Annotated in this window: 26 protein-coding genes; 16 read left to right on the plus strand and 10 right to left on the minus strand. The window is 73.0% G+C overall.

Annotation, left to right across the window (positions count from 1 at the left end; translation table 11 throughout):
* Nucleotides 1–25: 25 nt before the first annotated feature.
* The 3 genes from ACIGXO_RS30385 to ACIGXO_RS30395 all read right to left on the minus strand — a co-directional run bounded on the left by ACIGXO_RS30385 (nt 26) and on the right by ACIGXO_RS30395 (nt 2,506).
* Nucleotides 26–274: a hypothetical protein gene (locus ACIGXO_RS30385; RefSeq protein ID WP_399793171.1), complete on the minus strand. Its 249-nt coding sequence runs from the start codon at nt 272–274 to the stop codon at nt 26–28.
* Nucleotides 275–305: 31 nt separating this feature from the next.
* Nucleotides 306–1,559 carry an anion permease gene (locus ACIGXO_RS30390; RefSeq protein WP_399793174.1) on the minus strand — a complete coding sequence of 418 codons (1,254 nt, stop codon included), beginning with the start codon at nt 1,557–1,559 and terminating at the stop codon, nt 306–308.
* Nucleotides 1,560–1,729: 170 nt separating this feature from the next.
* The gene (locus ACIGXO_RS30395) at nt 1,730–2,506 is read right to left on the minus strand and encodes a lysozyme (protein WP_399793176.1); all 777 of its coding nucleotides are present in this window, start codon (nt 2,504–2,506) and stop codon (nt 1,730–1,732) included.
* Nucleotides 2,507–2,721: 215 nt separating this feature from the next.
* On the opposite strand from ACIGXO_RS30395, the gene ACIGXO_RS30400 reads away from it, so the two are divergent.
* The 3 genes from ACIGXO_RS30400 (at nt 2,722) to ACIGXO_RS30410 (ending at nt 6,572) form a co-directional block, all read left to right on the plus strand.
* Nucleotides 2,722–3,390, plus strand: coding sequence for a class II aldolase/adducin family protein (locus ACIGXO_RS30400; protein WP_399793179.1), 669 nt, complete (start codon nt 2,722–2,724; stop codon nt 3,388–3,390).
* Nucleotides 3,391–3,529: 139 nt separating this feature from the next.
* Complete coding sequence (locus ACIGXO_RS30405) at nt 3,530–4,657, plus strand: alpha/beta hydrolase (protein WP_399793181.1); 1,128 nt, start codon at nt 3,530–3,532, stop codon at nt 4,655–4,657.
* A gap of 214 nt (nt 4,658–4,871) precedes the next feature.
* Complete coding sequence (locus ACIGXO_RS30410) at nt 4,872–6,572, plus strand: hypothetical protein (protein WP_399793183.1); 1,701 nt, start codon at nt 4,872–4,874, stop codon at nt 6,570–6,572.
* Nucleotides 6,573–6,650: 78 nt separating this feature from the next.
* Here the strand turns inward: ACIGXO_RS30410 and ACIGXO_RS30415 are convergent, their stop codons facing one another.
* Complete coding sequence (locus ACIGXO_RS30415) at nt 6,651–7,067, minus strand: VOC family protein (RefSeq protein WP_399793185.1); 417 nt, start codon at nt 7,065–7,067, stop codon at nt 6,651–6,653.
* 295 nt (nt 7,068–7,362) lie between these two features.
* Between ACIGXO_RS30415 and abc-f the strand changes: the two genes are divergently transcribed.
* From abc-f to amaP, 8 genes are all read left to right on the plus strand, one after another.
* Nucleotides 7,363–8,961, plus strand: a complete 1,599-nt coding sequence (gene abc-f, locus ACIGXO_RS30420) for a ribosomal protection-like ABC-F family protein (protein WP_363256151.1) — start codon at nt 7,363–7,365, stop codon at nt 8,959–8,961.
* Between the two features lie 407 nt (nt 8,962–9,368).
* Complete coding sequence (locus tag ACIGXO_RS30425) at nt 9,369–9,590, plus strand: helix-turn-helix domain-containing protein (RefSeq protein WP_006606369.1); 222 nt, start codon at nt 9,369–9,371, stop codon at nt 9,588–9,590.
* Between the two features lie 132 nt (nt 9,591–9,722).
* Entirely contained in the window at nt 9,723–10,511 is a 789-nt protein-coding gene (locus ACIGXO_RS30430) for an enoyl-CoA hydratase/isomerase family protein (protein ID WP_399793187.1), read from the plus strand.
* Nucleotides 10,512–10,742: 231 nt separating this feature from the next.
* Complete coding sequence (locus ACIGXO_RS30435) at nt 10,743–11,213, plus strand: Asp23/Gls24 family envelope stress response protein (RefSeq protein ID WP_399793189.1); 471 nt, start codon at nt 10,743–10,745, stop codon at nt 11,211–11,213.
* Nucleotides 11,214–11,261: 48 nt separating this feature from the next.
* Nucleotides 11,262–11,462, plus strand: a complete 201-nt coding sequence (locus tag ACIGXO_RS30440; protein WP_363256148.1) for a hypothetical protein — start codon at nt 11,262–11,264, stop codon at nt 11,460–11,462.
* A gap of 3 nt (nt 11,463–11,465) precedes the next feature.
* Nucleotides 11,466–11,996: a hypothetical protein gene (locus ACIGXO_RS30445; protein ID WP_399793192.1), complete on the plus strand. Its 531-nt coding sequence runs from the start codon at nt 11,466–11,468 to the stop codon at nt 11,994–11,996.
* 34 nt (nt 11,997–12,030) lie between these two features.
* Nucleotides 12,031–12,696 (plus strand): DUF6286 domain-containing protein, encoded by a 666-nt coding sequence (locus tag ACIGXO_RS30450; protein WP_399793195.1) that lies wholly within the window; start codon nt 12,031–12,033, stop codon nt 12,694–12,696.
* An 8-nt stretch (nt 12,697–12,704) separates the two neighbouring features.
* A complete protein-coding gene (gene amaP, locus ACIGXO_RS30455; protein ID WP_399793198.1) occupies nt 12,705–13,307 on the plus strand; it encodes an alkaline shock response membrane anchor protein AmaP in 603 nt (200 codons plus the stop codon).
* Between the two features lie 29 nt (nt 13,308–13,336).
* On the opposite strand, the gene ACIGXO_RS30460 is transcribed toward amaP, so the two are convergent.
* From ACIGXO_RS30460 to ACIGXO_RS30480, 5 genes are all read right to left on the minus strand, one after another.
* Nucleotides 13,337–14,092: an SDR family oxidoreductase gene (locus ACIGXO_RS30460; RefSeq protein WP_399793200.1), complete on the minus strand. Its 756-nt coding sequence runs from the start codon at nt 14,090–14,092 to the stop codon at nt 13,337–13,339.
* Nucleotides 14,093–14,096: 4 nt separating this feature from the next.
* Entirely contained in the window at nt 14,097–15,896 is a 1,800-nt protein-coding gene (locus ACIGXO_RS30465) for a glycoside hydrolase family 15 protein (RefSeq protein WP_399793203.1), read from the minus strand.
* Between the two features lie 40 nt (nt 15,897–15,936).
* The gene (locus ACIGXO_RS30470; protein ID WP_399793206.1) at nt 15,937–16,785 is read right to left on the minus strand and encodes an SURF1 family protein; all 849 of its coding nucleotides are present in this window, start codon (nt 16,783–16,785) and stop codon (nt 15,937–15,939) included.
* Nucleotides 16,786–16,830: 45 nt separating this feature from the next.
* Nucleotides 16,831–17,064, minus strand: a complete 234-nt coding sequence (locus ACIGXO_RS30475) for a hypothetical protein (RefSeq protein WP_223736325.1) — start codon at nt 17,062–17,064, stop codon at nt 16,831–16,833.
* 161 nt (nt 17,065–17,225) lie between these two features.
* Nucleotides 17,226–18,254: a DEDDh family exonuclease gene (locus tag ACIGXO_RS30480; RefSeq protein WP_399793209.1), complete on the minus strand. Its 1,029-nt coding sequence runs from the start codon at nt 18,252–18,254 to the stop codon at nt 17,226–17,228.
* 278 nt (nt 18,255–18,532) lie between these two features.
* Here ACIGXO_RS30480 and ACIGXO_RS30485 point away from each other — a divergent pair, with 278 nt between their 5' ends.
* The 3 genes from ACIGXO_RS30485 to ACIGXO_RS30495 all read left to right on the plus strand — a co-directional run bounded on the left by ACIGXO_RS30485 (nt 18,533) and on the right by ACIGXO_RS30495 (nt 21,509).
* Nucleotides 18,533–19,819 carry an amidohydrolase family protein gene (locus tag ACIGXO_RS30485; RefSeq protein ID WP_399793211.1) on the plus strand — a complete coding sequence of 429 codons (1,287 nt, stop codon included), beginning with the start codon at nt 18,533–18,535 and terminating at the stop codon, nt 19,817–19,819.
* Nucleotides 19,820–19,920: 101 nt separating this feature from the next.
* Nucleotides 19,921–20,808: a sterol desaturase family protein gene (locus ACIGXO_RS30490; protein WP_399793214.1), complete on the plus strand. Its 888-nt coding sequence runs from the start codon at nt 19,921–19,923 to the stop codon at nt 20,806–20,808.
* On the plus strand, nt 20,805–21,509 hold the full coding sequence (locus tag ACIGXO_RS30495; protein WP_399793216.1) for a lysoplasmalogenase: 705 nt from the start codon (nt 20,805–20,807) through the stop codon (nt 21,507–21,509). Before ACIGXO_RS30490 ends, ACIGXO_RS30495 begins: the two co-directional genes overlap by 4 nt.
* Here the strand turns inward: ACIGXO_RS30495 and ACIGXO_RS30500 are convergent.
* Nucleotides 21,470–22,975, minus strand: a complete 1,506-nt coding sequence (locus tag ACIGXO_RS30500) for a S8 family serine peptidase (protein ID WP_399793219.1) — start codon at nt 22,973–22,975, stop codon at nt 21,470–21,472. The genes ACIGXO_RS30495 and ACIGXO_RS30500 overlap by 40 nt on opposite strands.
* Nucleotides 22,976–23,576: 601 nt before the next feature.
* Between ACIGXO_RS30500 and ACIGXO_RS30505 the strand changes: the two genes are divergently transcribed.
* Together ACIGXO_RS30505 and ACIGXO_RS30510 are read left to right on the plus strand one after the other, a co-directional pair.
* Nucleotides 23,577–23,981 (plus strand): DUF485 domain-containing protein, encoded by a 405-nt coding sequence (locus ACIGXO_RS30505; protein WP_399793222.1) that lies wholly within the window; start codon nt 23,577–23,579, stop codon nt 23,979–23,981.
* Nucleotides 23,978–25,603, plus strand: a complete 1,626-nt coding sequence (locus ACIGXO_RS30510) for a cation acetate symporter (protein WP_399793224.1) — start codon at nt 23,978–23,980, stop codon at nt 25,601–25,603. Before ACIGXO_RS30505 ends, ACIGXO_RS30510 begins: the two co-directional genes overlap by 4 nt.
* Nucleotides 25,604–25,750 lie beyond the last annotated feature (147 nt).

The raw sequence follows: 25,750 nt of genomic DNA on the forward strand, positions 1-25,750 counted from the left end.
CGCCTTCAGTGCGGTGCGGAGCGGGTCAGCCGGCGACGATCAGGAAGATGCCGTAGCCGACGGCCGCGAGGCAGAGCGCGAAGCAGGCGTAGCCGCCGGTGCGGGCCACGGCGGAGGTGCCGCCGCCGGCGGCCGCCGCGGCGCCCGCCTCGCCCTCCTGGCGGGGCTTGCGGGACGTGCCCACGATGCCCAGGGTGAACAGGCCCACCATCGCGACGGTCACCACGAGGGTGGTGCCGAAGACCTGGCCGAGTGCGGCCCAGTCGATGTTCATGGCGTGAGTTCCTTAAGGCGAGCGCCCGGCGTCAGCGGACGGCCGACGTGGCGGCGGGGGAGCGGGTGGTGGACTGCGCCGGGATGCCCTCTATGGTCCCGGCACCGGCCGTGGTCGAACCCGCGGGCGGCGGGGCGACGGTCTGCAGCGCGGCGGTGACGACACCGGCAGGCTCGACGGGCTCGACGTCGTTGACGTTGCTGTGGTCCACCGGCTTGCGGCGGGAAGCGGCCCAGATGGCGCCGCAGACCCCGACACCGAGCACGGCGACGGCCGTGACGCCCCAGGTGCCCTGGCCGGCCAGGAAGGCCGCACCGGCGGCCACCAGCGCGGCGGCCGGCAGCGTCAGGCCCCAGGCGATGACCATCCGGCCCGCCGTGGACCAGCGGACCACGCCGCCCTTGCGGCCGAGGCCGGAGCCCATGACCGCGCCGGAGCAGACCTGGGTGGTGGAGAGCGCGAAGCCGAGGTGCGAGGAGGCGAGGATGGTCACCGCGGCGCCGGTCTGGGCGGCGAAGCCCTGCGGCGGCTGGATGTCGGTGATGCCCTTGCCCATCGTGCGGATGATCCGCCAGCCGCCCAGGTACGTGCCGAGGGCGATGGCGATGCCGGCCGAGGCGATGACCCACAGGGGCGGGTCGGCCTGCGGCGCGAGCACGCCGCCGGTGATCAGCGCGAGGGTGATGACGCCCATCGTCTTCTGCGCGTCGTTGGTGCCGTGCGCGAGGGAGACCAGCGCTGCCGAGGCGATCTGCCCGGCGCGGTAGCCCTTGGCGGTGTCCTCGTCGGCGCGGTCGCGGGCCAGCCGGTACGTGAGCCGGGTGGCGGCCGTCGCGGCGAGGCCCGCGACGATCGGCGCGGCCACGGCCGGGATGAGGACCTTCATGACGACCGCGTCGGCGTTGACGCCGCCGACGCCGACGGACACCAGGGTCGCGCCGATCAGGCCGCCGAAGAGGGCGTGGGAGGAGCTGGAGGGGAGGCCGGCGAGCCAGGTCAGCAGGTTCCAGACGATCGCGCCGACCAGACCGGCGAAGATCACTTCAGGTCGGATACCGGCGCCTTCGTCGATGATGCCCCCGGAGATGGTCTTGGCCACCTCGACGGAGAGGAAGGCGCCGACGAGGTTCAGCGCCGCCGACATCGCCACCGCGGTCTTGGGCTTGAGTGCCCCCGTGGAAATGGTGGTGGCCATGGCGTTGGCCGTGTCGTGGAAGCCGTTCGTGAAGTCGAACACCAAGGCCGTGACGATCACGATCCCGATGAGAAGCGTGATGTGTTCCATTCACCCAGGCAATCAGTTCGATGGTCAGTGACGCGAACGACCGTAGGGAGGATGGGTGAACGGAAGATGAACGACAACGGGCCTGGTGGTGACGCCCCCGCCGATTTCGTGCGGAGGCGCCTCACCGGTCACTTGAGGTTCACCCGGAGGTGTCCCGGACGTGCTTCCGGCTAGCCCGCCGCGAACCTGCGGAGCTGGCCGAACGAACCGTTCCAGGCGTTCTGGTCGCCCGGGAACCTGCCCTTGTTGGCGTACTGCCAGATGCTGAGGAAATCCCAGCCCTTCGGCAGCTTGCCGGGCTTCCCGTGCCACGATGCCAGCCACAGCGGGTGGCTCTGCGCGAAGGCGCCGCTGCCGCCGGTGCAGGTGTTCCACCAGCGGGTGGTCGTGTAGATGACCGGCCGGCGGCCGGTCTGCCGTTTGATCTCGTCGCTGAAGGACCAGATCCAGGAGACCATCTTCTTCTTGCTCACGCCGTAGCACTTGTGCTTCTTGCTGTACGGGTTGTGCTCGATGTCCAGGGCCGGCGGCAGCGTCCAGCCGTCCGCCTTCCACTGGCCGCCGTGGCGGAGGAAGTACCGGGCCTGCGCGGCGCCGGAGGACTCGTTCGGCACCGCGAAGTGGTACGTGCCGTGGAGCAGGCCGGCCTGGCGGGCGCCGCGGAACTGCCGGCCGAAGTAGGGGTTGGTGTAGGAGGTCGATTCGGTGGCCTTGACGTAGACGAACCGCGCGCCGTTCGCCCGTGCTTCGGGCCAGTCGACGTTCTTCTGGTGCGAGGAGACGTCGTGGCCGTGCGGCGCACCGGCCGCCGCCGAGGGGCTCGCGGCGGCGAGATCGGTGAGCGCGGCGCCGGCCAGTACGGCCAGGGCCAGGGCGGCTCCGGTGGCGGCGGAGGTCAGGCGGGGCAGTAAGGCCGGTAAGTGGTCACCTTTATGGTCACGAGCCATGGTTCCCCCCGGATGGCGACGTGCATGACAAATCACCCAGAGGTTATTGGATGATCCCGAGATGACGGCGACCTCCGGCCAATCACCGGTAATCACTGAGATGTACCGGTTTGTGGGATACCGGAGGGGAATGGTCCGCCTTACAGTGCCGCGGCTGCGCGGGGGACGGCCGGTACGGTGCGGAGCCCAGGTGCGTCAGGAGGGAGTGGGGCGGGATGACGGAGCGGGAGTCCGGACCGGTACGAGAGGTGGCGGAGGCGTGGGACGCGCTGGTGGCCGCGGCACGGCGCACGGTGGCCGACGGGCTGGTGGTCGGCACGTCGGGGAACGTCTCGGTGCGCGCCGGCGGGCTGGTGCTCGTCACGCCCAGCGGCGTCCCCTACGACCGGCTCGGCCCCGGCGACCTGGTGGCGGTGGACCCGGCGGACGGGCGGCAGGTGGCCGGTGAGCTGAAGCCGACGAGCGAGCTGCCGATGCACCTCGCGGTGTACCGCCACACCAGTGCCGCCGCCATCGTCCACACCCACGCGGTGCACGCCACCGCAGTCTCCACACTGGTCCCCGAACTCCCGCCGGTGCACTACATGACCGCGGCCCTCGGAGGTACCGTCCAGGTTGCCTCATATGCGACGTACGGCAGCCAGGAGTTGGCCGACAACATGCTGCACGCGCTGCGCGGCCGCACGGGCGTGCTGCTGCAGAACCACGGCACCCTCACCTACGGCGACACCCTCGACCAGGCGTACGACCGCACGGCGCAGCTGGAGTGGATGTGCCGGCTGTGGCTGACCGCCGCGTCCGTCCCCGGCCACACCCCGTCGCTGCTCTCCGAGGACCAGCTCGCCGAGGTGAGCGAGCGGCTGCGGGGGTACGGGCAGCGGTGACGCGGACGGCGGTGACGCGGGCGGCGTGATGCGGGCCGCGGTGATACGGGCAGTGGGGCGGGCCGCGGGTGGCCGGGTCCGTCACCCGGCCGGAGCGGCCCACTGGCCAGGCGCCGCCCGGCTCCCCAGACTGGGGAGGGTGCGCCTGGGTACCGCGGCGGCCGTGGCCGCCACCACCGTGATCGGTACCGGAGCGGCCGCGTTGGCGGCCGGCCGGTATGCCAGCGACGTCGCGCTGAAACCCGCGCCCGACCGGCCGTTTCCCGGCGACGGGCGGCTGACGGTGCACGCCACTACAGCGGACCGCGTCACGCTCACCCGCAGCCTGTCCGCGCTGCGGCCCGGCCGGTACGGCCTGACGGGCCGCGGCTGCCACGCGGTCATCGGCCCGGTGTGCGACGGCGAGCCGCACGCGGCCGACACCGTCGTCCGGCGCCTGGAGCGGATCACCCACGGGACCCTCGCACGCGGCACGCGCCTGCGGCTGACCCCGCAGGTGTACCTCGGCAGCCCCGCCGACGCGCTCGGCATGGAGTGCGCGGACGTGGACGTGCCCGGCGAACTGGGCGCGCTGCCCACGTGGTTCGTGCCGGGCGAGCGGGACACCTGGGTCATCGCCGTGCACGGCCTCGGCACGACGCGGGAGCACCCGATGGTCGTGATGCCGTTCCTGCGACGCCATCACTTCCCGGTGCTGGCCCCGGCGTACCGCAACGACCTCGGCGCGCCGCGCACCGTGGACGGCATCGGGCACCTCGGGGACACCGAGTGGCGCGACGTGGACGCGGTGATCCGGTACGCGCTGCGGTACGGCGCGCAGCGGGTCGTGCTGCACGGCTGGTCCACGGGCGCGACGATGGCGCTGCACGCCGCGGCGCACTCCGCGCTGCGCGACCGGATCGCCGGGCTGGTGCTGGACTCGCCGGTACTGGACTGGCGCGCGACGGTACGGGCGCTGGCGGCGGCGCACCGGGTGCCGCGCCCCGTACTGCCGCTGGCCGTGCGGGCCGCCGAGGGAAGCACCGGCCTGCACTCCGACCGGCTGGCCGAGGCGCGCGACCCGGCGCTGCTCTCCGTACCGACGCTGATCTTCCACGGCCCCGGCGACACCATCGCCCCCTGGACGGCCTCCCGCCGCCTGAAGTCGGCCCGGCCCGACCTGGTCAGCCTGCACACCGTCAGCGACGCCCCGCACGGCGCCATGTGGAACGCCGAGCCGGACGCGTACGAGGAGTCGCTGCGGCGGTTCCTGACGCCGTTGATGTAACCGCTGCCGCAGTCGCTGGGGCGGTCGCTGAGGTGATCGCTGACGAGGCGGGCCGCGCCGGTGCGCCGACCTGGCACGGAGGGGCCGCGGGCCTGGCACGGGGTGCCGCGGTGAGGGGGGCGATCATGGGCGGAACGGGCACGAGCGGACCTTCCGAAGAACGCAATCCGCATTCCGATTGGGTTTTCGGGCCCACAAGAGCAAGACTGCTCCTGTGACGTCCCGTACTCCGCGCGACTCCCGGCTCCGCCTCGTCCCCAGACAACCGATCGCCGCCGCCCGCCGCGCGGTGACCACCCGGACCGCCAGGCCCGCGACGCGGCCGCCCGAGGGCACTCCGCCGCCCGCCGAGCTGGCCCGGATGGCGCGCAATGGACTGGCGGGCGCCGTCCGCGTGGCCCGCTGGGCCGACCGCGCGCGGGGCGAGGGCGTGGGCGCGTGCGCGGGCCCCGACGGCTCGCTCCCGGACGCCGCGGCCGAGGAGGCCGCCGCCGTACTGGACCTGACGCCGCAGCAGGTGCGGGCCGACTGGGACCGCGCCCGGCTGGCCGGACTCATCGAGCTGCACGGCGGGGAGGCCCGGCCGGGCTGGCGGCTGCGCGCCTGGGACCGCGACGACTCGGCGGCGCTGCGCGGCTGGGTGGCGCTCTTCGACGCCTGGTCACTGGCGCGCCCCGCCCCGAAGGCCGCGCGCCCCGGAGCGGTCGCCGAGGTGATCGAGGCGCTGCCGCAGGTGCTGTCGCTGCTGTACCTCTCCTCGGGCCCGGTCCAGGTGGCCGACCTCCTGGAGCTCCTCGACCAGCGCATCGCCGAACTCCGCACGGAACGCTGCGAGGTGCCGTACGAGGGCCCGGCGCCGGACACCCCCGCCCGGGACACGGAGCCCGGCGAACCGGACGCGGGACCCGGCGAACCGGACGCGGGACCCGGCGAACCGGACGCGGGACCCGGCGAACCGGATGCGGAGCCCGGCGGAAGGGAAGCCACCGGCACCGTCCCGGATCCCAATGGCCAGGCCACTGAACACGCCCCCGACGGGCAGCCCGCCGCCTCGGCGGACGCGCCCGGTCCGGCGGACGCGGACGCGGACCCGGCCGCCGGTGACGCCGAAACCGAGGTGTCGTCCGCCGAGCTGCTGGACTGGGCGCTGGACGCGCTCGCCGCGGTCGGCGCGCTCGTCGTACGCGGCGGGAACGGCGCTTCCCGGGCGCGCGGGACCGGCGACGCCGCCACCCTGCTGCGGGGCGGCGAACCGTCCGGCGAGCGGCAGGCCCGGCTCACCCCGCTCGGCAGCTGGGCCGTGTGGGTCAAGCTGGAGCAGATCTGCGTGGCCGCGCAGAGCCCCGCCGGCAACATCGAGCAGTCCGCCGAGGCGATGCTGCGCGGCTGCGCGCGGCTCACCCCGGGACCCGCCCGCGCCGAGTACCGGGCGTGGCTGGCCGCGCGCTCGGCCGGCAGCGCGGTCGAGGAGCTGCTGGCGGTCGCCCGCGGCGACGACGCGTTGCTGCGCGGCCTCGCCTTCGAGGCGCTGCGCGCGGTCGGCGCACCGGCCGAACCCGCCGTCCGCGCCGCGGCCGACGAGCCGGCCCTGCGGCCCTACGCCCTGTTGTGGCTGGTCGAGCACGAGGGCGGCGACCCCGAGACCGCGCCGGACGTGCTCACCCGCGAGGAGTCCACCTGGCTCTGGGTGGACACCGCGGCGGCCGTCGCCGACCACGGCGAGAGCCGGCTGCTCGTACGGCACCTGGACTCCGCCGTGCAGGGCTCCGTGCCGCGCCTGCTGGAGGAAGTACGCGCCGTCGGGCACCCGCGCACCGTCCAGGTCCTCGTGGCGCTGGCCGCCGCGCACCCCGACCCCGCGCTCGCCAAGGCCGTCCGCCGCGCGGCCTTCCAGGTCCACACGGGCGGCGCCTGACGCACCCGGCCCCGGCCCCGCGCCCGGCCCCGGGCCCGGTGGTCGGTCAGGGCGCGGCCGCCCGGCCGGGGGCGCGGCTCAGGCGTCCGCGTCCTTGGTCGACGGGGCGTACGTGCCGAAGCTCCAGACGTTTCCCTCCTTGTCGCGGGCCATGTAGTCACGGGAGCCGTAGTCCTGGTCGGTGGGCGGCATGAGGATCTCCGCGCCGGCCGCCGCGGCCTGCTCGTGATGCGCGTCGACATCGGCGACGGCGACATAGACGCCGGTCGGCCCGGCGTCGGCCATCGCCTCGGCGAAGACGCCGCCGCGGCCCTTCGCGCCGATCATGACCGTGCCGTTGCCGTACGACAGCTCGGCGTGCAGCACGGTGCCGGACTCGTCCTCGTACAGCGCGCCCCTGGTGAAGCCGAAGGCGGTCGTCAGGAGCTCGATCGCGGCCTTGGGGTCGCCGTAGAGCAGGGTCGGGCAGATGGAGGGAGGCGGGGTGGCGGGCATGGTCTCGGTCCCTTCGCGAGCCGGTGTGGCCTGACTCACACAAGTCTGCCAGTGGGGTCTGACAACGCCATGTGACCTGGGAGTTCGGCCCTTCCGGCGGGTCTCGTCGCGGGGATCGCGCGGGGCGGCGGTGGCCGGGAAATCTGCTTGCACACCACCGTTAGACTGGCCCTATGGCAATTCTCCTTGTGCATTAGACGGCGCCGGCCCGTCCGCGCTCCTCTTCGAGCGCGCCGCGTTGCGGCTTCTCCGCGCCCGTCCGTCCCGCCGTCCACCCTGCCCTGGAGTCTTTCCCGTGATCACCGCCTCCGGTCTCGAGCTGCGCGCCGGCGCCCGAGTCCTCATCGAGTCCGCCTCTTTCCGTGTCGCCAAGGGCGACCGCATCGGCCTGGTCGGCCGCAACGGCGCGGGCAAGACCACCCTGACCAAGGTCCTGGCGGGCGAGGGCATCCCCGCCGCCGGCACGGTCACCCGCTCCGGCGAGGTCGGCTACCTCCCGCAGGACCCGCGCACCGGCGACCTGGACGTACTGGCCCGCGACCGCGTGCTCTCCGCGCGCGGCCTGGACGAGGTCCTGCGCAAGATGCGCGAGAACGAGGACCGGATGGCGGGCGGCAAGGGCGCCACCCGTGAGCGCGCGATGAAGAAGTACGAGCGCCTGGAGACGGAGTTCCTCACCAAGGGCGGGTACGCCGCCGAGGCGGAGGCCGCGACCATCTGCGCCAGCCTCGGCCTGCCCGACCGCGTCCTCGCCCAGCCGCTGCACACCCTCTCCGGTGGTCAGCGCCGCCGCGTCGAGCTGGCCCGGATCCTCTTCTCGGACTCCGACACGCTCCTCCTGGACGAGCCGACCAACCACCTCGACGCCGACTCGATCGTCTGGCTGCGGGACTACCTCAAGACCTACCGCGGCGGCTTCATCGTCATCTCCCACGACGTGGACCTCGTCGAGACCGTCGTCAACAAGGTGTTCTACCTGGACGCCAACCGGTCCCAGATCGACGTCTACAACATGGGCTGGAAGCTGTACCAGCAGCAGCGCGAGGCCGACGAGAAGCGCCGCAAGCGCGAGCGCGCCAACGCCGAGAAGAAGGCCGCCGCGCTGAACTCCCAGGCGGACAAGATGCGCGCGAAGGCGACGAAGACCGTCGCCGCGCAGAACATGGCCCGCCGCGCCGAGAAGCTGCTCTCCGGCCTGGAGGAGGTGCGGCAGTCCGACAAGGTCGCCAAGCTGCGCTTCCCGAAGCCCGCCCCGTGCGGCAAGACCCCGCTCACCGCGGAGGGCCTGTCCAAGTCGTACGGCTCGCTGGAGATCTTCACCGACGTCGACCTGGCCATCGACAAGGGCTCCCGGGTGGTCATCCTCGGCCTGAACGGCGCCGGCAAGACGACCCTGCTGCGGCTGCTCGCCGGGGCCGAGAAGCCCGACACCGGCCAGGTCACCCCCGGTCACGGCCTCAAGCTCGGCTATTACGCGCAGGAGCACGAGACGCTCGACCCGGACCGCACGGTCCTGGAGAACATGCGCTCGGCGGCGCCGGACCTGGACCTCGTGGAGGTCCGCAAGACCCTCGGCTCCTTCCTGTTCTCCGGCGACGACGTGGACAAGCCCGCCGGCGTGCTCTCCGGCGGCGAGAAGACCCGGCTGGCGCTCGCCACCCTGGTCGTCTCCTCCGCCAACGTCCTCCTTCTGGACGAGCCCACCAACAACCTCGACCCGGCCAGCCGCGAGGAGATCCTCGGGGCGCTGCGCACGTACGAGGGCGCGGTGGTCCTGGTGACCCACGACGAGGGCGCCGTGGACGCCCTGGAGCCGGAGCGGATCATCATGCTGCCGGACGGCGTGGAGGACCTCTGGGGCCCGGATTACGCGGATCTGGTGGCGCTCGCCTGACCGCCCGCCATACCGCCCGGCGCCGCGCTCGCCCGGCCGCTCGCGGCGCCCGGCACCGCGCGGCACGGGCCGTAGGGCATCTTGATCAACGCGGTATGGATCATTCGGCCGACGGGTGATCCATCATCTGAGTGAGAACGGCTCGTACCCGGCGCGCCGTGCTTCACGGGCCGGGCCGGACGGCTACGGATTCCGCGGCGCTTCGCCCCGTACGCCCTGACCTGGCCCTTCTTCGCGTGCCTCGGCGCAGGCGGCCACGTAAGCCCCTTGGAATCCTTGATTCCGAGCGGCCGCGCGCCGCCGCGCGCGCCAAACGATGTCCTACGGACCTTGCCGAATGGGTGGCCAGGACGGGCGGGAGGGGTGATCATGAGAGTCCAGAGCGCACTTCCCATGAGGAGGCACGGGTGGCCGAGACTCTGAAGAAGGGCAGCCGGGTGACCGGCGCCGCGCGCGAGAAGCTCGCGGCAGACCTGAAGAAGAAGTACGACTCCGGAGCGAGCATCCGGGCGCTGGCCGAGGAAACCGGCCGCTCCTACGGATTCGTGCACCGGATGCTCAGCGAATCCGGTGTGGTCCTGCGCGGTCGCGGTGGGGCCACGAGGGGCAAGAAGGCCGCCTCGGCGTGACTTGAGAGGCGGCCCGCGACTCCGAAGAGCCGACGGTGCCACCCGGTCGAAGAAGTGATCGACCGGGTGGTTACTGTTCAGTAGACTCACTGGTTACTGTCCAGTGGCCGACGGCCGACTCGGAGGCGCGCGATGAGTTCCCTGACCCTGCTCGACAAGGACGGTGTCCGGCTCACCGTTGACGACGCCGTCGCCACGGTGACCCTCACCAACCCCGCGAAGCGCAACGCACAGTCGCCCGCCCTGTGGCGGGCCCTGGTCGAGGCGGGACAGCAGCTGCCCGGGAGCGTGCGGGTCGTGGTGCTGCGCGGCGAGGGCAAGTCCTTCTCCGCCGGCCTGGACCGGCAGGCATTCACTCCCGAGGGCTTTGCGGGCGAGCCGTCCTTCCTGGAGATGGGGCGCGGCCCGGAGCACGAGATGGACGCGCTGATCGCCGAGTACCAGGAGGCGTTCACGTGGTGGCGGCGGAACGACATCGTGTCGGTCGCCGCCGTCCAGGGGCACGCCATCGGCGCCGGGTTCCAGCTCGCGCTCGCCTGCGACCTGCGGGTGTGCGCGGAGGACGTGCAGTTCGCCATGCGTGAGACGAGCCTTGGCCTGGTGCCGGACCTCACCGGCACCAAGCCGCTCGTCCATCTCGTGGGCTACGCCCGGGCGCTGGAGATCTGCGCCACCGGGCGGTACGTCCACGCGGAGGAGGCCGAGCGCACGGGCCTCGCCAATCTCGTGGTGCCCGCTGACCAGCTCGACGGCGCCGTCACGGACCTCGCGGCGGCGCTGCTCGCCGCGCCCAGGGACGCCGTCATCGAGACCAAGGCCCTGCTGGCCGGCGCCGCGACGCGCTCGCTCGACGAGCAGCGCGCGGCGGAACGGGCGGCGCAGGGCCGCCGGCTCCGCGACCTCGCGGGCGCGGGCGAGTAACGCCTGCCGTGGTGCGCCGGGCCAGTAACGCCTGCGCCGCGCGCCGGGGCGCGTGACAGGGGAGCAGCCCTGCCGCCGTATGCCGGGGCGTACGAGGGGCGAGTCCGCGTCGTTCCTCGCCCACTCGGCGCATCCCAGCAGCGCGGTGGCCCGGTCCCGCCTAATGTGGGCCACGGAGCGGGCATCGACTCTGCCGCTCCGTCCGCTCCTTCCGCGGAAAGGGACGAAGCGATGAGCGACACCGCACAGGGCGGCCAGCCGCACGGCGAGGGCGCCGCCCGGAAGACCCTCGGCACCAAGCGCGGCGGCGGCGATCCGGCGACCCGGGGCCGCACGACCATCGCGGACGGCGTGGTCGAGAAGATCGCGGGCATGGCCGCCCGCGACGTCATGGGCGTCCACGCGATGGGCAGCGGCTTCGCCCGCACCTTCGGCGCGGTACGGGACCGGGTGCCCGGCGGCCGGTCCGTCACGCGTGGCGTGAAGGCCGAGGTCGGCGAGGTGCAGACGGCGCTGGACCTGGAGATCGTCGTCGAGTACGGCGTGGCGATCGCCGAAGTGGCCAGGGCGGTACGGGAGAACGTCATCGCGGCGGTCGAGCGGATGGCGGGCCTGGAGGTCGTCGAGGTCAACATCGCGGTCAGCGACGTCAAGCTGCCGGACGAAGTGGACGAGGAAGAAGAGGAGCCCCGGCTCCAGTAGGTCCGGTCCGACCGCCATCCCGGCGGGGTGGCAGCGAGGGAGTGCACGATGAGCATGGCCGTGGCCGGTCTGTTGGCCGGCATGGCGCTGGGCTTCGCCGGGTACTTCGGCGGATTCGGTGCCTTCTTGCTGGTGGCGGCGCTGGGCGCGGTCGGCTTCGTGGCCGGGCGGTTCCTGGACGGAGACCTGGAGCCCGGCGACTTCTTCCGCCGCGCGGGCGGCCGCGAACGCGACGCCCGGCGGCGGTGAGGCGTGGCCGGACAGACCCCGCAGCCCGTCCCCCCGGAGCCCGCCGTCCCGCCGGGACAGCGCGGCGCGACACGGGTCGCCGACCGGGTGGTCGCGAAGATCGCGGCCCAGGCGGCACGGGAGGCGCTGCGGCGCGGCCCGGACGCGGTGCCGCGGGACGGCAGCGGCGCGCACGTCGCCGGCACCCCGTACGCCGACGACACCGCCCGTGATGCCGCCCCGGACCAGGGCACACCGCAGAACGACGCCCCGCAGAGCGGGGCCCGCCCCCGCGACGTCCGGCCCGACGACGCCCGCGCCACCGTCTCCGTGCGGCGGCACAACAGCCTGGACACCCTCGGCGAGGCACGCGTCCAGGTCTTCGTCGAGCTCGGTTACCCCTGCGACATCGGCGCGGAGTGCGGCGCGGTGCGTCGGCAGGTGACCGAACGGGTATGGGCGTTGGCGGGCATGACGGTGCCCGAAGTGGCGGTGCGGGTCACGCGCCTGCACTCGCCGCAGCTCGAGCGGACCGGGCAGGGGAGAGTGCGATGAGGCGTACGGCGACCTGTGCGACGGGACGCGGGACATGAGCGAGCCGGAGACGACGCGTCGGCTCCCGACGCTGGAGAAGACCCCGCGCGGACCCGGCGGCCCGGAAGGCCCCGAGCAGTCCGCCTCCGCCGCCGCGTACACCTCCGGCACCGGCGGCGGCCGGGCCGGACGCTTCTGGTCGGCCCGGCGGGTGCCGGCCGCGCTGGTGGCGCTGGTACTGCTCGCGGTGGCCGGGCTCTTCCTGTACGACGTGGCGGCGGTGCGGGCCGGGCAGCGGGCCATGGCCTGGCGCCGGTCGCTCGCCGACGAGCTGGCCTCCCGCCCCCTGGAAAACACCTGGGTGTTGGCAGCCGCGGCGCTCGCCGCGGCCCTGGGCCTCTGGCTGATCGTGCTCGCGGTGACGCCCGGGCTGCGCGGCATCCTGCCGATGCGGCCCGCGACGCCCGGGATACGGGCCGGGCTGGACCGCCCGGCCGCCGCGCTGGTGCTGCGCGACCGTGTCATGGAGGTGGCGGGCGTGCAGTCCGTACGGATCACGGTCTCGCGCCGCCGGGTGCGGGCGCGCGCGATCGCGCACTTCCGTGAGCTGGACGAGGTGCGCGGCGACGTGGACGCCGCGCTCGCCGAGGGCCTGGAGCGGCTCGGCCTGGTCCGGCCGCTCGCCCTGACCGTCCACGTACGCCGTCCGGGGAAGAGGTGAGCGGCCCGATGCGTCAGGTACGGCGGGCGGTCAACCGTGTGCTGCTCGGGCTGACGGGACTGGTGCTGCTGGGCGCCGGCGGGCTGGTGCTGTTCGCCGGCCTCGGTCCGCAGACGTGGCGCGACGGGCTGCCGGACGGGTGGCCGTGGGACGCGCCCGGTGACGTCCTGCTGCCCGCCGCGGACCGTACGCGCTGGACGGGCACGGGCTGGTGGTGGCCGGTGGTGATCGCCGTACTGGCCGTACTGGCGCTGCTCGCCCTCTGGTGGCTGCTGACCCAGTTCCGCGGCCGCCGGCTGCGCGAGGTCCTGGTCGACACCGGGGACGGCGAGGGCGCACTGCTGCGCGGGCGCGCCCTGGAAGACGTCCTCGCGGCCGAGGCGGCCAGTGCGGACGGGGTGCACAGGGCCGTCGCGCACCTGACGGGACGGCGCCGCGAGCCCCGCGTACGGGTCCGGCTCCTGCTGGAGCCGCACGCGGACCCGGCCGGCGCGGTGGATCTCCTCGGCACGCGGGCGGTGGCACACGCCCGCGAGTCGGCGGGCCTGCCGGAGCTCCCGGCGGAGGTCAGGCTGCGGGCCGTACGGCACCGGGCCGAACGCGTCACCTGACGCCCGCGCGGGAGCTCACGTACCGGCGCTCAGAAGCCGTGCCGGGACCCGCCGTCGACGGGCAGCATGACGCCGTTGACGTACGACGCCGCGGGGGAGAGCAGGAAGGCGGCGGTGCGGCCGAACTCCTCCGGGGTGCCGTAGCGGCGCAGCGGGATCGTCGCGGCGTTGCGGGCGCGGGAGCCCTCCGCGTCGCCCGACAGCTCGTCCAGCTGCCGCATCCGGTCGGTGGCGATGCGGCCGGGGAGCAGGCCGAGGACGCGGATGCCCTGCGGGCCCAGCTCGACGGAGAGTGACTTGGCGAAGCCGGCGAGGCCCGGGCGGAGCCCGTTGGAGATGGTCAGGCCGGGGATCGGCTCGTGGACGGAGCCGGAGAGGACGAAGCCGATCACGCCGCCCTCGCCGAGCGCCTCGGCGGCCGTGCGGGCCAGCCGGACCGCGCCGAGGAAGACGGAGTCGAACGCGGCCTGCCACTGCTCGTCGGTGTTGGAGGCCGCGCTGCCCGGGGGCGGGCCGCCGACGCTGATCAGGATGCCGTCCAGGCCGCCGAAGCGGTCGCGGGCGGCGTCCACCAGGCGCTGGGCCGCGGCCGGGTCGGCGTTGTCCGCGCCGACGCCGTGGGCGCGCGGGCCGAGCTGCTTCGCGGCGTCATCGGCCGCTTCCTGCGTACGCCCGGTGAGTACGACGTTCGCGCCGTCGGCGACGAGCGCACTGGCGGTGGCGTGGCCCAGTCCGCGGGTCGCGCCGGTGACGATGTACGTCCGGTCGGTGAGTCCAAGGTCCATGGGATCAGTCTGCCTTGAGCATCCCGGCCAGGGTGAAGGCGGTGCCGATCAGGCCGACGTGGCTGAACGCCTGCGGGTAGTTGCCGAGCTGGCAGCCGGTCGCCGGGTCGTACTCCTCGGCCAGCAGCCCGAGGTCGGTGCGGAGTTCGAGGAGGCGGTCGAAGAGCTCGCGGGCCTCCTTCTGCCGTCCGGTGAGGTGCAGCGCGTCGGCGAGCCAGAAGGAGCACACCAGGAAGGTGCCCTCCTCGCCCGGCAGCCCGTCGGTCGCGTGCTCGTCCCCGTCGGCCCGGCTCGTGCTGTAGCGGCGCACGAGGCCGTTGTGGGTCAGTTCCCTGCGTACCGCGTCGACCGTGCCGATGACGCGCGGGTCGTCGCCCGGCAGGAAGCCGACGCGCGGGATGAGGAGCGTCGCCGCGTCCAGCTCCTCCGAGCCGTAGTACTGGGTGAAGGTCCCGCGCTCGGGGTCGTACCCCTTCTCGCACACCTCGCGGTGCACCTCGTCCCGCATCGCCCGCCAGGCGTCGAGGTCCGCCTTCAGTTCCGGGTGCGCCTCGGCGGTGCGGATGGCGCGGTCGGCGGCGACCCAGGCCATGACCTTGGAGTGCACGAAGTGCCGGCGCGGGCCGCGCACCTCCCACAGGCCCTCGTCCGGCTCCTGCCAGTTCTTCCGGAGGAAGGCGAGCAGCGCGCGCTGGATGTTCCAGGCGTGCGGCTTGTTCGGCATGCCGGCGGCCCTGGCGAGGTGCAGGGAGTCCAGGACCTCGCCGTAGACGTCGAGCTGGAGCTGTTCGACGGCGGCGTTGCCGATCCGGACGGGCAGGGAGCCGGAGTATCCCTCCAGCCAGGGCAGCTCGGCCTCGGGGAGCCGCCGCTCGCCCGACAGCCCGTACATGATCTGCAGGTCGGCGGGGGAGCCGGCCACCGCGCGCAGCAGCCAGTCGCGCCAGGCCACGGCCTCCTCGGTGTACCCGGCGGAGAGCAGCGCGTTCAGGGTGAGGGTGGCGTCGCGCAGCCAGCAGTAGCGGTAGTCCCAGTTGCGTACGCCGCCGATCTCCTCGGGCAGCGAGGTGGTGGGGGCCGCGACGATGCCGCCGGTGGGCGCGTACGTCAGCGCCTTCAGCGTGATCAGGGAGCGCACGACGGCGTCGCGGTGCGGACCCTCGTACGTACAGCGTGCGGCCCACTCCTCCCAGTCCTCCAGCGTGCACTGCAGCGCCTCGTACGGGTCGATGCGGGCGGGGCGCGGCTCGTGGGAGGGGTGCCAGGTGAGGACGAACGCGACCTGCTCGCCGGCCTCGACGGTGAAGTCGGAGCGGGTGCTGAAGCCCTGGCCGTACGTCGTCACCTCGGGCGTGGAGTGCAGCCAGACCGAGTCGGGCCCGGCGACGGCGACCCGGCAGTCCCCGACGTGCCGTACCCAGGGCACGACGCGTCCGTAGTCGAAGCGCAGCCGCAGGACGCCGCGCATCTCGACGCTGCCCTCCAGGCCCTCGACGAGGCGGACGACGTCGGGGGCGCGGTCGCGCTGCGGCATGAAGTCCGTGACGCGGACGCGGCCGGTGTCGGTCGTCCAGACGGTGTCCAGGACGAGCGAGTCGCCCCGGTAGGACCGCTCGCTGCGGGCGCGGTGGTCGGCGGGCGCGAGCCGCCAGTGACCGTTGTCGCGGTTGCCCAGCAGGGCGGCGAAGCAGGCGGCGGAGTCGAAGCGGGGCAGGCACAGCCAGTCGATGGAGCCGTCGCGGCCGACGAGCCCGGCGGTCTGCAGGTCCCCGATGAGCGCGTAGTCCTCGATAGGTGGGTGCACGCTGTCACGACTGCCCGGTGGGGGCGGGAGCTATGCCGGGTCAGTCCCGGGCCGCGGCCGCCTTGGTCGCGGAGCCGGCCGTCTCCTGCGGCCGCTCCGGTTCGCCCGGGGCGGCGGAGTCGTCGGCCGTGGCGGCGGCAGCGGCGCGGTCCCGGCGCTCGCGGCGTACGAGGACCACCCAGCCGACCGGCACGGCGGCGGCGAACAGCCACCACTGGATGGCGTACGCCATGTGCGGGCCGATGCTGTCGTGGTCCGGGTCCGGCACCAGCTCGGGCTTGCCGTGCGCGGGCTCCGGCGCGGTCTGCTCGATGTAGCCGCCGAGCACCGGGCGGTGCAGCCGCTCGGCCGCCTGCTTGCTGTTGATCAGCATGACCTGGCGGTCGGGCAGGCCCTTGGTGTCCTTGATCCCGCTCTCGGCGGTGGTCTCGTCGGGGATCGCCCGGCCCGTGACGGTGACCGTGCCCTTCGGTGCCGGCGGCACGTCGGGGAAGGTGGTGAGCGCGCCGCCGCTGGGCGCGATCCAGCCGCGGTTGACGAGGACGGTGGAGCCGTCGGTCAGTCGCAGCGGGGTGAGGACGTAGTAGCCGATGGTCTGCTCGTCGGCGGCGGTGCGGTTGCGCACCACGACCTCGCCCTTGGTGTCGTACCGGCCCGTGGCCTTCACCGGATGCCAGCGGTCCGCCTCCGGCAGGTCGCGCCCCGGCTTCGCCAGGTCGGTGACCGGTACCGGCTTCGCGTGCAGCGCCGCGGCGATCTGGGCGTTCTGCGCGACCTTGTGCTCGTGGCGGTGCAGCTGCCAGAAGCCCAGCCTGACCATGACGGGGATCAGGACGAGGCCCACGAGGGTGAGGATCACCCACTGCCGGGACAACAGGAAGCGGTACACGGTATTGACGGTACCTGTCAGGCTTTGGGCGCCTGCGCCCGGGTCTCAGACCCGGTCGACGATGCCCACGTTCCCCTCCGCGCGGGCGCAGTGGGCGCAGCAGTACCAGTGGCCGTCGGCCTCGACGCCGTGGCCGATGACCTGGCACCGGCAGTGCTCGCAGATGGGCGCCATGCGGTGGATGGCGCAGGAGAAGCAGTCGAAGACGTGCACCGCGCCCTGCGCGTGCACCTCGAACGTCATGCCGTAGTCGTTTCCGCAGACCTCGCAACGTGCCATGCGCCCAGGATGGGCGCGGATTTCCGACGGGCCCGGCCCGGGCGGGGGTGTGTTGGTCGGCTTCACCCGGATGGCGGGGCGGGGGCGGCTGCCCGCCGCGGGGCTGCTGCCGTCTCCCGGCGGACGCGCCGCGGTGGCTGCTCGCGCAGTTCCCCGCGCCCCTAGGGCTTCGCCGGGAGGACGTCCTGGAGGAGTTGCATGAAGGCGGGCTCGTCGATGACGGGGGTGCCGAAGGTGCGGGCCTTGGTGGTTTTGGAGGTGGGGGAGTCGGGGTCGTTGGTGACCAGGAGGCTGGTCAGGCGGGAGACGCTGGTCGCGACGTGCAGGCCGGCCTCGACGGCGCGGTCCTCCAGCAGCTCGCGGTCGACGGAGGTGTCGCCGGAGAAGGCGACCCGCATGCCCTGCATGAGCCGGCCGCCCGCTTCGTACCGGCCGGGGTTCGGATACGGGCAGGCCGGGCGCTTGCGGGAGGGGCGCCAGGTCGTTGCGCGGTACCCCGCGCCGTATCCGGAGCGCTGCGCGGGCGGGCGCGGGGCGTCGGTCCACTCGGTCAGCGGCTGGCAGGCCAGCAGCGGCAGCCGGAGGTTCTCCCTGGCGGCCAGCCGGAGGCTCGGCCGGAACGCCTCGGCGAGGACGCGGGCGTCGTCCAGCGCGTGGTGCGCCCGCTCCTGCACGACGCCGTAGTGCGCGGCGAGGGTCTCCAGCTTGTGGTTGGGGAGGGGGAGCCTGAGCTCCTTGGAGAGGGCGATCGTGCACAGGCGCTGGCGGACGGGGGCCTTGGCCTCGGCGCGGGCGTACTCGCGGGCGATCATCGACCAGTCGAACATCGCGTTGTGCGCGACGAGGACGCGGCCCTCCAGGCGCCGGGACAGCTCGGGGACGATCTCCGGGAAGAGCGGGGCGCCCGCCAGCACCTCGGTCGTGAGGCCGTGGATCCAGACCGGGCCGGGGTCGCGCTCGGGGTTGACGAGGGTGTACCAGCGGTCCTGGACGTCGCCGCGCGCGTCCAGTTGATACACGGCGGCGGAGATGATCCGGTCGTCGCGGGCCAGGCCCGTGGTCTCCACGTCGACCACCGCGTATCCCTCGGGATAGGCGGTGGGCCAGGGAGCCTGCGGGTCCTCCTGCGGGGCCGGCTGCCGCACGATCGGGGTGAGCGTGCGGTCGGCTGCCGTGCGGTCTTCGAGCATGGTCCATGAGGATACGGGCCGGCACTGACAGCGGTGCCCTGTGGGGGCGGATGGATGCGCGCTTGGGGATGATTCGGACATCGTGCGCCCCCATGCCCATGACCTGGTGACGAGCCATCAGTTCCGTGCGTCTGCGTGTCCTGGCCGGTGCACGTGTCTTTACCTCTTGCGGGGTCGCGCTGTAACCCTGTTCCAGCAGTTCCAGCAGTTCCAGCACGGGCACGACACGTACGCGCACCACCTCGAACGCTTCCTTCCGGACCGACCGAGGAGCCGCGATGACGGACCCGACCGACCCGTACCTGATCATCTCCGCCGCCTGCCACGCCGGGCTGCCGGCCGAGCGGTACCGGCCCTATCTGGAGGCCGGGCACCACCGGGCCTTCGACGACTTCCTCGGGCGGCGGGACGCCCGGCGCGCCCGTACGGCCCGGCGCGGCATACGGAACGAGACCTCCGCCATGAAGTGGCACGAGGACAACGAGGAGGGCCTGCGCGGCGGCTGGGACGCCGCGCAGCGCACCAAGGAGCTCGACGGTGACGGAGTGGCCGCCGAGGTCGTGCTGCCCGGTGCGGACCCCGTGGACGGCGGCGTCGCGGCGCCCTTCGGGGCCGGCCTGGACGCCCCCGAGGGGCAGGACCCCGAACTGGGCCTGGCGGGCGCGCGGGCGTACAACCGCTGGCTCGCGGAGTTCTGCGCCACCGATCCGGAGCGGCACTGCGGTGTCGCCGTACTGCCGCTTGCCGGGGAAGTGGACGAGGTGGTCGCGGAGGCCCACCGGGCCAGGGAGTCCGGGCTCGGCGCGCTGCTGATCCCGGCGACGTGGGGCGACGGGGCGCCGTTCCACGACCGCCGGTACGACCCCGTCTGGGCGGCCGCCGCCGAGACCGCGATGCCCGTCCTCACGCACGCGGACGCCGCGCCCCGCCACGAGTACGGCGGCCACCTCGGCATCGAGCTGTCCGAGGCCGCCTGGTGGCCGGCCCGCCCGCTGTGGTTCCTGCTGTGGTCCGGGGTCTTCGAGCGCCACCCGGGGCTGCGCTTCGGGGTCGCCGGGGCCGGCTGCTGGTGGCTGCCGAACCTGCTGTGGCACATGGACCGGCTCTACCTCGGCGCGCACGGCGGCAAGAAGCGCTCCCCGTTCGCCGCGCTGAAGCGGTCCCCGCACGAGTACCTCGACCGCCAGGTCTTCGTGTGCGCCGCCGCGCCGCAGCGCCGCGAGCTGGCGCAGCGGTACGAGATCGGCGTGGACAACATCCTGTGGGGCTCCGACTTCCCGCGTCCGGAGGGCACTTGGCCGCATACGGGGGAGTGGCTGCGCCGGGCGTTCCACGACATCCCGGTGGGGGAGACCCGCCGGATGCTGGGCGAGTCGGCCGCCGAGGTCTTCGGCTTCGACAAGCGGCGGCTCGCGCCGCTCGCGCGCCGCATCGGGCCGACGCCGGAGGACCTGGGGCAGCCGCGCAATCAGGCGCCCGTCGAGGCGTCCTGGCGGCGGGCCCGGGAGACCGGCCGGCACTGGCTGACCGGCTTCGACTTCCCGTTCGTGGGGGTGGGGGAGTGACGCGGGCCAGGACCCCGTGAGCGTACCGCGGGTAACATTTATCGGTACTCGTTGGTAACAACCTCTGGCCGAGCCCCTGTACGCCGTTCTATGGTGCCCGCATGCCGCACCTGCCCGATGTCGTGTTGTGGTCGATACCGGCCTTCGTCCTGCTCACCGTCCTGGAGATGGTGAGCTACCGGCTGCACCCGGACGAGGACGCCGCCGGATACGAGACGAAGGACGCCGCCACCAGCATCGGCATGGGGCTCGGCAGCCTGGTCTTCGACGCGCTGTGGAAGATCCCGATCGTCGCGATCTACGCGGCGGTCTACGAGCTGACGCCGCTGCGCATCCCTGTGCTGTGGTGGACGCTCCTCCTGATGCTGCTCGCGCAGGACTTCTTCTACTACTGGTCGCACCGCGGCCACCACGTGATCCGCATCCTGTGGGCCTGCCACGTGGTGCACCACTCCAGCCGGAAGTTCAACCTCACCACCGCGCTCCGCCAGCCCTGGACCACCTGGACGGTCTGGCCGTTCTACGTACCGATGATCGCGCTCGGCGTGCACCCGGCCGCGGTCGCCTTCTGCTCCTCGGTGAACCTCGTGTACCAGTTCTGGGTGCACACCGAGCGGGTCGGCAAGCTGCCCCGCCCGTTCGAGTACGTGCTGAACACGCCCTCGCACCACCGCGTCCACCACGCCTCCCAAGGCGGCTACCTGGACCGGAACTTCGGAGGCATCCTGATCATCTGGGACCGGCTGTTCGGCTCCTTCGTCCCCGAGACGGAGCGGCCCGTCTTCGGGCTGACGAAGAACATCGACACCTTCAACCCGCTGCGGGTCGCCACGCACGAGTACGCGGCCATCGCGCGCGACGTACGGGCCGCGGGCAGCTGGAGCGAGCGCGCGGGGCGCATCTTCCGGGGGCCGGGCTGGCAGCCCGCGACGCCCGGTGGCCGCCGGGAGCCGGGCACGGGCGCCGGCACTGAGGCGTCGGCCGCGTGACGCGCGAGCGGACCGCCCGCGCCCTCCTCGCCGCCTTCGGCCTGCTGACCGCCGTCCACCTCGGGGCGCTGCTCGCCGGGGCCGGGACGGTGGAGGTGGTGACCAAGCCGGCGCTGATGCCGGTCCTCGCCGCCTACGTGCTCGCCCGCGGCGGCCCCGTACTGCTCGCCGCGGCGCTGCTCTTCGGGTGCGGCGGCGACACGCTGCTCCAGGTGGGCGGCGACACCGCCTTCCTGGCGGGGATGGCGTCCTTCGCGGCCGGGCACGTCTGCTACCTGGTGCTGTTCGTACGGCGGGGCGCCGCCCCGGAGTGGGGCCGCCGGTGGGCCCTCGCCACGGTGGCCGCCGCGTACGCCGTCGCCTGGCTCGGCACCGTGGCGCTGCTGTGGCCGGACCTCGTGGCCGATCTGCGCGTCCCGGTCGCCGGGTACAGCCTCCTGCTCACCGCGATGGCGTACGGGGCGCTGCGGGCCGGGACCGGGGCCGCGGCCGGCGGCCTGCTCTTCCTGGCCTCCGACACGCTCATCGCGACCGGCATCGCGCACTGGCCGCAGCCGCCCGCGCCGCAGTTCTGCATCATGCTGACCTACCTCGCGGCCCAGTGGCTGCTCGCCGACGGGGCGCTGCGCCGGACCGCCACCGCGGCCCGGCGCAGCTCACCTCACTCCTTGACCGCGTCCAGCGCGTCCACGATCCCGTAGCCGTAGTGGCCGTTGACGTGCGGAGTACCGGTGCACGTCGCGTCACCCTGCGGGCAGCCCGGGTTGTCGGCGTCCTTCTTCAGCAGCCACTGGATCTCCTGCGGGCTGCTCTCCGGGTGCGCGCTCTTCACCAGCGCCGCGACGCCCGCCACGTGGGGCGAGGCCATCGAGGTGCCCGCCAGGTAGGCCCAGTCGCCGCCCGGCATGGTGGAGAGGATGTTGCCGTTCTTGGCGGGGAGTTCGGGGACCTGCCGGCTGTCGCCGCCCGGCGCGGCCACGTCGATCACGCCGTTGCCGTAGTTGGAGTAGTACGACTTGAGCTTCTTCACGCCGGTCGCGGCGACCGTGACGGTGCCCGGGAGCTGGGTGGGCACGTCCCAGCACTTGGCCGGGTCGATCTTCCGCTCCACCGGGGTCGTGTCGTTCGGGCTCGACTTGTCGGTGAGTTCCTTCGCCGCCAGGTCGAGGTTGGAGTTGCCGGCCGCGGCGACGTTGATCGCGCCCTTGCGCTCGGCGTACTTGGCCGCCCGGCCCACCGCGTCAACGATGGCGCCCTGGTCGGCGTCATCCTTGCAGTTGAACATCCACGGGTCGACGTAGTAGCTGTTGTTGGTGACCTCGACGCCGTGGTCGGCCGCGAAGACGAAGGCACAGACCACGCTCTCGGCGTAGAAGAGGCTCGTCTCGGGCTCGCTGACCTTGATGGCGGAGATCTTCACGTTCGGCGCGACACCGGCCACGCCGACCCCGTTGCGCGCGGCCGCGATCGTGCCCGCGACGTGCGTACCGTGGTAGTCCTCCGCGGGGTTCCACGGGCGCCAGGAACCGGCGGTGGTGTCGGCCACGCCGCCCACGCAGTTGGCGGACTGCTTGGCTGCGAAGTTGGGCTTCAGGTCCGGGTGGGTGTCGTCCACGCCGGTGTCGATGACGGCGACGGTGACCTTCCGGCTGCCCGGGTTCACCTTCGCGGCCTGGTCGGCCTTGATGGCGGGCAGGTCCCACTGGAGGGACTCCAGGGGCTCCTCGCCGGCCGCCTTGGCCTTGGCGCCGGCCAGCTGCGCGGCCTTGCTCAGATCGGCCTTCTGCGGCTTCCCGATGTCGGTGGTGCCGGAGGGCTTCAGGGGGGCGGTGCGGGTGGCGCCGGCCGACTGGACGCCGCGCACCGCGCGTATCGTCTCGGCGAACTTCGGGTTCGCGGAGTGGACGACGATCACGCCTATCTTCTCGTGGGCGACGATCACCTTGCCGCCGGCCGCGCGGATCGCCTTGCCGACCTCGGTCACCGACGCCTTGCCCGGCGTGGCGTTGACGACGTACGAGAGCAGCGGGCCGTCGGTGGTGACCGCGGCCGGGGCCTCCTGGGGGGCGGCGGTGGCCGCCTGCGGGAGGAAGCCGAGGGAGGCGACGAGGGCCAGTCCGACCGGTACGCCGAGCGCGCGCACCCGTCTGGATCTCAGATGTGCCATGGGGGTACTCCACATCATCTCTGACCGCTCGCGGGCAGGTCGCGCGCGAGCCGGTTCCGTGACGAGTGAAGCTAACCGTGATCACTCGGACAGTTCAATGGTCGGCAAAGAAAACCCGCCCGTCGGCGGGGGAAAACCCGTCAACTGCCGCAGGAGCGGGGTCCGTCAACCACACCGGGGGCGGCGCAGCGTCCCGAAGCTCAGCAGCGGCAGCGTGACCCGCCGGCCGTCCCAGCGGCGGGCAACGGCGCAGGTCGGGCGGGGTGGCGCGGGAGGGGCGAGGGCGACGGGGGAGGACAACCGCACGGCGCCGTACGGGAGTCGGCCCGGTCCTGGTGGCTGCCGGGGCGGCAAAGGCGTCACACCCGGACAACGATCCGGCGCGCCGGCGGTGGCGGCCGTACCCCCCGATTTCCTGGGGATTTCGGGCCCTGCCCCTGTCGTAAGGCGGTCGCGCCCCTCTAGCATGCGTGATCCGGATCACTGATCTGAACTTTATATCGCTCGACGGAACGCCCCTGCTGAGCGCGCGACAGAAATTGCCGAGCGCGCGACAGAACCCACCAGGAATTGCCAGCACCGTGAGAAATCAGGAGACCGCGTGAGCACCGCCGCCCAGCCGCCCGAAGACCCCGGGCCGCACGAGGAGCATCAGGCGCAGCACGGCGCGCCCCATGAGGCACCGCCCTTCACCGAGGTGCAGTCCGGCGCGGAGTTCACCGAACTGCGCCGCTCCTACCGCTCGTTCGCCTTCCCGCTGACCGTCGCCTTCGTCCTCTGGTACCTGCTGTACGTGCTGCTCAGCAACTACGCGGGCGGCTTCATGGGCACCAAGGTCCTCGGCAACATCAACGTCGCGTTCGTCCTCGGCCTCGCCCAGTTCGTGACGACCTTCCTCATCGCCTGGTGGTACTCGCGGCACGCCGCCGCGAAGCTCGACCCCAAGGCCGAGGCGATCAAGAACCGCCTCGAGGGCGGCAACCCGCGTGTGGAGGGCGACGCATGAGCCACCTGACGTTCCAGCTCGCCGCCGAGGGCGCGTCCCAGCACCGGCCGCTGATCATCACGCTCTTCGCGGTCTTCGTCGCCGCCACCCTCGGCATCACCGTATGGGCGGGGCGGCAGACCAAGGGCGCCGAGGACTTCTACGCCGGCGGCCGCCAGTTCTCCGGCTTCCAGAACGGCCTGGCGATCTCCGGCGACTACATGTCCGCCGCGTCCTTCCTCGGCATCGCCGGCGCCATCGCCCTCTTCGGGTACGACGGCTTCCTGTACTCCATCGGCTTCCTCGTCGCCTGGCTGGTCGCGCTGCTGCTGGTCGCCGAGCCGCTGCGGAACTCCGGCCGCTTCACGATGGGCGACGTCCTCGTGTACCGCATGCGGCAGCGCCCGGTGCGCACCGCGGCGGGCGTCTCCACCATCGTCGTCTCGATCTTCTACCTGCTGGCCCAGATGGCGGGCGCGGGCGCGCTCGTCACGCTGCTCCTCGGGATCACCAGCGAGACCGGCAAGATCCTCGTGGTCGTCCTCGTCGGCGTCGTGATGATCCTGTACGTCTCCATCGGCGGCATGAAGGGCACCACCTGGGTGCAGATGGTCAAGGCCATCCTGCTGATCGCGGGCACCCTGCTGATCACGTTCCTGGTGATGCTCAAGTTCGACTTCAACATCTCCACGCTGCTCGGCGAGGCCGCCAAGGAGAGCGGCAAGGGCGCGGCCTTCCTGGAGCCCGGCCTGAAGTACGGCGCCACCGCCACCTCGAAGATCGACTTCATCTCGCTGGGCATCGCCCTGGTCCTGGGCACCGCGGGCCTGCCGCACATCCTCATCCGCTTCTACACCGTGCCCACGGCCAAGGCCGCCCGTAAGTCCGTGAACTGGGCCATCGGCATCATCGGCGTCTTCTACCTGATGACCATCGCGCTGGGCTTCGGCGCCGCGGCCCTCATCAAGCCCGAGACGATCATCGCGTCCAACCCGGCGGGCAACACCGCGGCCCCGCTGCTCGCCCAGGAGATCGGCGGCGGCGCCGACTCCACCGGCGGCGCCATCCTGCTCGCCGTGATCTCGGCGGTCGCCTTCGCCACCATCCTCGCCGTGGTCGCGGGGCTCACCCTCGCCTCGTCGTCGTCCTTCGCGCACGACCTGTACGTCAACGTGATCAAGAAGGGCAAGGCGTCGGAGAAGGACGAGGTGCGCGCCGCGCGCTGGGCCACCGTCGGCATCGGCGCCGTCGCGATCGTCCTCGGCGTCTTCGCGCGCGGCCTGAACGTCGCGGGCCTGGTCGCCCTGGCCTTCGCGGTCGCCGCCTCCGCCAACCTGCCCACGATCCTCTACAGCCTCTTCTGGAAGCGCTTCACCACCTCCGGGGCGCTGTGGTCGATCTACGGCGGCCTGGCCTCCTCGGTGCTCCTGGTGCTCTTCTCGCCGGTCGTCTCCGGCAAGGAGACCTCGATGTTCCCCGGCGTGGACTTCCACTTCTTCCCGCTGGAGAACCCCGGCCTGATTTCCATCCCGCTGGGCTTCCTGCTCGGCTTCCTCGGGTCCCTGCTCTCCAAGGAGAAGCCGGACGCCGACAAGTACGCCGAGCTGGAGGTCCGGTCCCTGACCGGCACCGGAGCGCACTGACCGCCCGGTTCCCGCAGGCGTGCACGGGCCGCGCCGTAGATCCCTACGACGCGGCCCGTCCCGCATCGTGACATCGGATCCGTGCTCGTTGTCGGACCCATCGCGTAGGCTCGACAACAACTGATCCGCCACCGGGGGAGGGGGCCT

The sequence above is a fragment of the Streptomyces sp. NPDC053542 genome (assembly GCF_044544685.1).
GTDB lineage: Bacteria > Actinomycetota > Actinomycetes > Streptomycetales > Streptomycetaceae > Streptomyces.

Excerpts from the sequence above, each read along its gene's own strand:
- ACIGXO_RS30385 (WP_399793171.1), bottom strand. The coding sequence starts at position 274 with ATGAACATCGACTGGGCCGCACTCGGCCAGGTCTTCGGCACCACCCTC.
- ACIGXO_RS30390 (WP_399793174.1), bottom strand. The coding sequence starts at position 1,559 with ATGGAACACATCACGCTTCTCATCGGGATCGTGATCGTCACGGCCTTG.
- ACIGXO_RS30395 (WP_399793176.1), bottom strand. The coding sequence starts at position 2,506 with ATGGCTCGTGACCATAAAGGTGACCACTTACCGGCCTTACTGCCCCGC.
- ACIGXO_RS30400 (WP_399793179.1), top strand. The coding sequence starts at position 2,722 with ATGACGGAGCGGGAGTCCGGACCGGTACGAGAGGTGGCGGAGGCGTGG.
- ACIGXO_RS30415 (WP_399793185.1), bottom strand. The coding sequence starts at position 7,067 with ATGCCCGCCACCCCGCCTCCCTCCATCTGCCCGACCCTGCTCTACGGC.
- ACIGXO_RS30430 (WP_399793187.1), top strand. The coding sequence starts at position 9,723 with ATGAGTTCCCTGACCCTGCTCGACAAGGACGGTGTCCGGCTCACCGTT.
- ACIGXO_RS30435 (WP_399793189.1), top strand. The coding sequence starts at position 10,743 with ATGAGCGACACCGCACAGGGCGGCCAGCCGCACGGCGAGGGCGCCGCC.
- ACIGXO_RS30440 (WP_363256148.1), top strand. The coding sequence starts at position 11,262 with ATGAGCATGGCCGTGGCCGGTCTGTTGGCCGGCATGGCGCTGGGCTTC.
- ACIGXO_RS30450 (WP_399793195.1), top strand. The coding sequence starts at position 12,031 with ATGAGCGAGCCGGAGACGACGCGTCGGCTCCCGACGCTGGAGAAGACC.
- amaP (WP_399793198.1), top strand. The coding sequence starts at position 12,705 with ATGCGTCAGGTACGGCGGGCGGTCAACCGTGTGCTGCTCGGGCTGACG.
- ACIGXO_RS30460 (WP_399793200.1), bottom strand. The coding sequence starts at position 14,092 with ATGGACCTTGGACTCACCGACCGGACGTACATCGTCACCGGCGCGACC.
- ACIGXO_RS30475 (WP_223736325.1), bottom strand. The coding sequence starts at position 17,064 with ATGGCACGTTGCGAGGTCTGCGGAAACGACTACGGCATGACGTTCGAG.
- ACIGXO_RS30480 (WP_399793209.1), bottom strand. The coding sequence starts at position 18,254 with ATGCTCGAAGACCGCACGGCAGCCGACCGCACGCTCACCCCGATCGTG.
- ACIGXO_RS30485 (WP_399793211.1), top strand. The coding sequence starts at position 18,533 with ATGACGGACCCGACCGACCCGTACCTGATCATCTCCGCCGCCTGCCAC.
- ACIGXO_RS30490 (WP_399793214.1), top strand. The coding sequence starts at position 19,921 with ATGCCGCACCTGCCCGATGTCGTGTTGTGGTCGATACCGGCCTTCGTC.
- ACIGXO_RS30500 (WP_399793219.1), bottom strand. The coding sequence starts at position 22,975 with ATGGCACATCTGAGATCCAGACGGGTGCGCGCGCTCGGCGTACCGGTC.
- ACIGXO_RS30510 (WP_399793224.1), top strand. The coding sequence starts at position 23,978 with ATGAGCCACCTGACGTTCCAGCTCGCCGCCGAGGGCGCGTCCCAGCAC.